Genomic DNA, 6,763 nt, shown 5'->3' with positions numbered 1-6,763 from the left:
GGGCAGCATTCCTATTATGAAGAAATACGAGGTTTGAGAAATAAAAAGACTCCTTGGTAAAATGTTAATGGGTCCTGAACGCTCGCCAGCAACCGGATCCAAAAACAAACCAAGGAGACTACAACATGCATTCTACTCAAAATGAAAGAATTAATCAAATCACATCTTCTACCTTAATTATCGGAGTCGACATTGCAAAATTCAAACATGTAGCGAGAGCCCAAGACAACCGCGGAGTCGAGTTTGGGAAGTCCATTACGTTTGAAAACAATCGACAAGGCTTTGAGTTGTTCGTAAGCTGGTTTCAGAAGATTTCAATAGAGCAAGGCTTCCAGGACATTATCGTTGGGATGGAACCAACGGGCCATTACTGGCTGAACTTCGCCCATTTTCTAAAAGAAAAGCATGTAAAATACGGTGTAGTGAATCCGCTGCACGTGAAGAAAAGCAAAGAACTAGATGACAATTCTCCAACGAAGAATGACGTCAAGGATGCTAAAGTCATTGCGCAACTGGTCAAAGACGGAAGATATGCCGTACCGAACCTTCCTCAGGGCGTTTATGCCGAACTGCGAGAAGCGATGAAAATTCGCGATCACCTGACGACTGATCTTTGTGTTGTGCAAGCACGTGTCCATAATTGGTTAGACCGGTATTTCCCGGAGTTTCTGACGGTATTTAAGGACTGGGAGTGCAAGTCAGCCATCCAAATGCTAAGTCTCTATCTACTGCCCCATGAACTTGTTGATGTACCAGATGAAACCCTGCTGCGGCATCTGAGAGAGGTTGCCAAGCGTGGGCTTGGTTTAGGCCGAGTAAGGAATCTGAAGGAGGCAGCAAGCTGTTCAGTGGGCATACAACAAGGTGCAGAGTTAGCTAAAATGGAGCTGAAACTTCTGCTGACTCAGTACGACTGGTTTAATAGCAAGCTGGAAGAATTGGAAATGAAATTGGATGAACTGCTGGGGCAGATCCCGCATGTGCAGCAATTACTGGCCATTAAAGGGATTGGAAGAGACACCATCGCGGGTTTTCTAGCTGAGGTAGGTGACATTCGGCAATACCGTCATCCCAAACAGATCACGAAACTTGCTGGATTGAACTTAAAAACGAATTCCTCAGGCAAGCACACCGGACAGACGAAGATAACGAAGAGAGGTAGGAAGCGCCTTCGTGCCTTGCTCTTTAGAGTGATGATGCCACTGGTTGCTAAAAATACAGCATTCCGAACCTTGCATGAGTACTACACGAAACGACCGGTAAATCCATTGAAAAAGATGCAATCCCTCATCGCTTTATGTAACAAGCTCATACGAATCCTGTTTGGCGTATTGAAAAAGGGACACGAGTTCAGTGAAGAAAAGATGATCCAGGATATTCCTCGATTTGAAGAGCGATCACAAGCTGCATAAATTACGATTTTCAGTGATGATGACCTAAGCAAAAGGAAGATGACAAGAAGCACGGATGAGTCGGAACGGCGTTAACATACGGACGAAGAGATCCTGTCGGGCAGCATATCTGACCTCCACCTCATGGACAGGTTGAATGAAGGAATGTGAGAGCGAAGACTCTGCGAGATGTGGGAGGGTTGACCGCCATGAGCCCATGTGGAGATCCAAAAGTGCAACCATACTTTACCTCAGTATCCACTATTTACAGCATGTGGTATAGGTGAAGAGTTTTTTTGCACCTCTGCAACCCATAAATTTCTTCCTCTTCAACTTCATTCCATTAAAATGTTATCTACAAAGAAGTAATTGTGGTCAAAATCTAAGAAAACGAGAGTATTAAGGAGCTATGTGATTCTCCATAGAGGGAGTTTTTTAAAGTAATAAGCCCAATTACCTTGTTAGGTAATGTAGCTGATGTAAGCCACGGTAACATAATGTAGTTTACTGGCGAGTAGCAGCAAATAAGAAGCATGTAATTGCTTTCGAAGCCTTATTTACAGGCCAGACATTCGTATGAGATACTTTAGGAAAAATATACCATATAAGTAGGAGTGATGTCGATGACACTTTTAAACGAAAATTTGGATCTTTCATCGCCAAGTTTTAAGAAAAATGCGCATGAGATATATAAACATCTTCGCCGGCATGATCCTATGCACAAAATCACCATGCAGAACGGTCAAATAGGATGGTTAATCACACGATATGACGATGTGGCACAAGCTTTAAAAGACGATTTGCGGATAACCAAAGACAGAAGAGATCAGAGCACAATCCCTCCAACGGTGAAGCATTTGTTTGATCACTTGCTTGCTACGGACCCGCCGGATCACACCCGTCTCCGGTCTATCGTTTCCAAAGCTTTTTCGCCCAAAATCATTGAATCCTTGCACAGTCAGATCCAACAGATAACCGAAGAATTGATCGACCGAATTGAATCCAAAGGCGCCATGGACGTGATCGATGATTTCGCATTTCCACTGCCGATTGCCGTACTCAGCCGAATGCTAGGCATTCCTGAAGAAGAGCATTACCTCATTCGAGAATGGTCGAACGCAATCATCGCTGCGGCTAGCGATAATCAGAAAATCAAAGAGGCACTTCCATCCATAGAAGCTTTTGCGGAATATATTGAAACGCTAATTATTCAAAGAAGGGAAAAACCGGCTGATGATCTGATCAGCCATTTCGTTTATGCTCATGACAACGGGGAGTACTTGACTGCTCAAGAGGTATCGTCGATGATATTCCTGCTTATTATTGCCGGTCATGAAACAACAGTGAATTTGATCGGCAATGGTTTGTTGGCATTACTGGAAAACCCGGATCAATTGGAATTATTCAAAAAAAATCCCCATGTAGCCCCTTCCCCCATCGAGGAATTGTTAAGATACTACAGCCCTGTTGAAATTGGGACGGTCCGGTGGGCGAAGCACGATTTTACCTGGTATGAGAAAACCATTCATCAAGATGATTTGATCTTTGTAAGCATTTCCTCGGCTAATCGCGACCCGGAGCAATTCGAGCAACCCGATCGACTTGATCTTACGCGAACTAAAAACAAGCATGTTGCATTCGGAAACGGGATTCATTATTGTTTAGGCGCACCCTTGGCCCGTTTGGAAGGCAAAATCGCGTTAACTGCTTTACTTCGGAGGCTTCCCAACCTCTCATCAGCAATTGATTTCGAAGAGTTAACCTGGCGCCCTGGTATTCTAATGAGGGGTCTGGTCAGATTTCCGGTTAGTTTTTAGTTTGCTTTCATTGGGCTTTGAGCCAAGTGACAACTTCATTTGGCGAATGGAGCATGAAGAGTTCGATGTAAGTGCGATCGCCATCCCTCACATTGGTAAGGCTCCATTTTGGGTCCTTCCATTTGAAAAGCGGACAGGTAAAACTGGTGTTCCAGTTAACCGCTTGTGAATTGGGGACATTATTACCTAAAAAGGAAATGGTCGAAGTATCTCTATTTGATCTCGAAGGTGTGTCATAATGTGGTAAAAGCCCGTGCATTATCAGTATGCGCAGGGCTTTTTCTTTTAAACATGAGAATTTTTCAAACTATCCTAAGTTGTCGCATTTCTCCCAATGCGCTTCTGTTAAGTATTTAACCTCATATGTCCCGTAAATCAATGAACCATCAGCGTACTGTTCTTCGCATAATAAGGTTGTGCGGTTAGGAGCCATATAGAGAACCCTTAGAGTGAGATCAGGAGTTTCAGGGTTTTTAAACTTGTCATTAAGTAGGATCTCACTCTCACCACAAATATCGGATTTCATTGACCATCCCCCTTACATAGTACAGAATAACATTCCCATACATTGGCTTTCGTGCTCAATACCCATTAGTTTGCTTTAGCTAAGCACGAACTATTGTGTTTACGATAACCCACGAGTGTGGTAGATTCTTTTCCGCAGCGGGGACATCTCAGATTTGAATTGTTACTTAATAGACTGCTTTGGTTTCGGTAAGTGTCGGCTCGACCAGCATAAAGACTAGCAACTGCTCATAATCTTCTGGGTCACTTATTACTTCAGTATTTTCGAGCCATTCAGCTTCGCCAAATTGATGTATCACGCTGATGATTCCGTTTGTTTTATAAATTAAAAAAGAAGTCGTCGAATGTTAATCGAAATGATACTAAAGATAATCCTAATTAGAAGCAGCTGGTCTTTAGCTGCTATTTTATTTTGATAGAACCATTCTCATAATTACTTCATTTAAGGAATGTATAGTTGGAGTTAATTATTAAGAGGAGGTAGGTAGGAATGACGCAGCGTGAGAGTACTCTTCTCGGAAAGGGAAAGAAAGTATTATTGCATGTTTGAATGTTGGATCCGATAAGCAGCCGCAATTTGTAGGTGACCTACATCTCTTTAGTGAAAGGAGTCCAGGATGCATCCGCGATAGACTTCGCGAGCTTGTGATTTTTAAGCATATTGGCTACCGCCAGATTTTCAATGCTGATCGATTGGTTTTCACGAATCAGCTCGGCAGTTGTTGATTTTTTCGTGAATTCGGGAAATTTGTGTTTGAACGAAAAGGCATGGGCAGAAATAGATTGATATTTTGAGGGTAGTTCGATGGTTGGAACTTTTATTTTTCAGGACCTCGTTTGACATAACTTTGACATATATTTTTGGTAGTGTATTTCTGTAAGAACAAAAAACAAACAAAGGACGATTAGAATATGAAAAAAAAGTTGGTAATCTTATCTGTGTTCTCGATACTGTCTCTCTCCGCTTTACCCGCATTTGCAGCAGAAAGCAATGGTAACAACAACATCAATGGTAACCATGATAACATCAAAATGAAAAGCAACACCGAGGTAAACAACTACAATATTATTTTGGACGACATCAGTGGACACTGGGCTGAAAAATACATAAAGGATCTTGTGAGCAAAGGTATCCTCCAGGGTGACGAAAAACATCATTTCAATCCGGACCAGCACGTAACACGCGAACAATTCGCCGCAATGGTAGCAAGAATGTTCCATTTGAAAACCACCTCCACTACGCAAGATTTTGTAGACGTACCGCAAAAACGTTGGTCATACAATGTAGTGGAAGCAAGCAAAGATTATTTCGATGCTTACAAAGATCTAAACGGTGGCTATGACTTCCAGCCTGCAGAAGGGGCACAGAGACAAGATGTGACGGTTACTCTCGTCAAAGTGCTAATGAAAGTGAATACTTCCATTCAAGTTATGGATGCTAATTCTGCTGATCAATTGCTTCAAAGTAAATTCAAGGATAGTAACAATATTGCAGCCGCACTTCGTCCTTATGTAGCTACGGCTGTTCAAAACAATCTGATCCAAGGGGACGACCAAGGCCGATTCAACCCTGATCGTACGCTTACCCGTGCAGAGGCGGCGACGCTGTTGGATCGGTTATCCGACTTGAATGTGGTTGTCGGCATTCCATCCGGATCTTCTACGACGGTTACCGGCATTACGTATGGTAATACATCCAATTAGTGGGCGAGCTAGTATGAACCACTGCCTGTAATAAATAATACAAAGAAATAACAAATAAGACCGCAGATCCTCTATTCGAGGGATTACGGTTTATTTGTTTATCAAGCTATTAGCGAGAACAGCTCCTCCTCTATAGGTGGGGGATGAATTACATGCTCCTCAGGCTGCAAAAACCTACAACGTGACTATTACCAGGCGAATAAGCGTACGTCTGTGAGCTTCATAAGGTCGCGATGCAAGGGGTTATTACGGTTAAATAGTACGTTTAACAATATTTTTGACCTCGTTTTTTTGCTGCGTAATCGAGGCTTTTGTATTAAATGGGATCAAGTTTTTCAAGAGTCTTTGACAAGACTTGATCTCATTCCGGACAAATCCCTTTAAAGACTCATTATTACACTAACGCATGCTATAGTACAACCAGAGCAGGAGCAGGTGGCCATGGTGCTGCTCCTGCTTCATTGAGGTAACTGGCAGTTATCATCAATGGTTCTTTGAATCATTAAACGGCCAAACGTCAACCGGGAATGGGAATATATCATTCGGCTGACGTTTGGCTCCTTTGATTCTCTTGTCTTAATTCTTTCATCCATGCATTGCAATCGCATCGTTCAGTCACGGGCGAAATCCGCCGATAGTGTAACCGCCCTCGACGAGTATGCTCTGACCCGTAACAAAACGGGCGTCCTCGGAGAGAAGCCAGAGCGCAACGTCTTCGGATTGGCCCACCCGCTGTAAGGGAGTTTGCTTGACGAAGGGACTCGCCGTAGTTTCGTCGCCTAGAACCTCTTGCGACATCGGGGTTGCAATCATCCCAGGACTAACATTGTTAACTCGATTGTTACTAGGAATTTCTATATTTGCATTCGATAAAGTTAAAGGCAGAATCCAGAACGGCAAAGTAGATAAGATTCCATATTTTTTGACGGCTATATTGAGGCAGTTAAAAAAGATAAGAAAACCGGATACAGTGCTACTATAGTTTAGATCATAGGCTCCCATGAAAATTAAATCCGGAGTATCAGAAAAAGGCCGCACTAAATAAGACGCCACTTAATCATTTTTTGAAGCGTCTGGGGAATGGAGCTAGGAGTTAGCGGCAATTGTTACGGAGTAACCTAAGTTCTCTAATCTTCGAACGGCATACTTTACAATAGATTGCTGCTTCTGTTTGTCAAAATAATCTTCACCAAGATCTACGTACATTTCTTTACGAGTGAGGAGATAAAATGCAATTCGCAGCATTGCATGGGCAACATTTATTGCTGCTCGTTTTTTACCTTTTCGCGCAGCTGTCCGCCTATACATTGCTCCGAGAAAATTCTT

General features: G+C 42.7%; 5 protein-coding genes and 2 pseudogenes. 3 read left to right on the top strand and 4 right to left on the bottom strand.

Features of this window, described 5'->3' with window-relative positions; genetic code table 11:
• The first annotated feature begins 125 nt into the window (after positions 1–125).
• Both O9139_RS03725 and O9139_RS03720 read left to right on the top strand, forming a co-directional pair.
• Entirely contained in the window at positions 126–1,412 is a 1,287-nt protein-coding gene (locus tag O9139_RS03725; RefSeq protein WP_270877931.1) for an IS110 family RNA-guided transposase, read from the top strand.
• A 596-nt stretch (positions 1,413–2,008) separates the two neighbouring features.
• A complete protein-coding gene (locus O9139_RS03720) occupies positions 2,009–3,208 on the top strand; it encodes a cytochrome P450 family protein (RefSeq protein WP_270878107.1) in 1,200 nt (399 codons plus the stop codon).
• A gap of 307 nt (positions 3,209–3,515) precedes the next feature.
• Here the strand turns inward: O9139_RS03720 and O9139_RS03715 are convergent, their stop codons facing one another.
• The gene (locus tag O9139_RS03715) at positions 3,516–3,734 is read right to left on the bottom strand and encodes a hypothetical protein (protein ID WP_270878106.1); all 219 of its coding nucleotides are present in this window, start codon (positions 3,732–3,734) and stop codon (positions 3,516–3,518) included.
• 590 nt (positions 3,735–4,324) lie between these two features.
• Positions 4,325–4,453: pseudogene (locus O9139_RS03710) on the bottom strand (IS200/IS605 family element RNA-guided endonuclease TnpB); the annotation flags it as partial.
• Positions 4,454–4,645: 192 nt separating this feature from the next.
• Between O9139_RS03710 and O9139_RS03705 the strand changes: the two are divergent.
• Positions 4,646–5,437, top strand: a complete 792-nt coding sequence (locus O9139_RS03705) for an S-layer homology domain-containing protein (protein ID WP_270878105.1) — start codon at positions 4,646–4,648, stop codon at positions 5,435–5,437.
• Between the two features lie 615 nt (positions 5,438–6,052).
• On the opposite strand, the gene O9139_RS33280 is transcribed toward O9139_RS03705, so the two are convergent.
• Complete coding sequence (locus O9139_RS33280; RefSeq protein WP_377526850.1) at positions 6,053–6,439, bottom strand: SDR family NAD(P)-dependent oxidoreductase; 387 nt, start codon at positions 6,437–6,439, stop codon at positions 6,053–6,055.
• 84 nt (positions 6,440–6,523) lie between these two features.
• Positions 6,524–6,763: pseudogene (locus tag O9139_RS03695) on the bottom strand (IS110 family transposase); the annotation flags it as partial.

It is taken from the genome of Paenibacillus aestuarii (assembly GCF_027789125.1).
GTDB lineage: Bacteria > Bacillota > Bacilli > Paenibacillales > NBRC-103111 > Paenibacillus_E > Paenibacillus_E aestuarii.
This window is presented reverse-complemented; position numbering and strand designations above follow the sequence as displayed.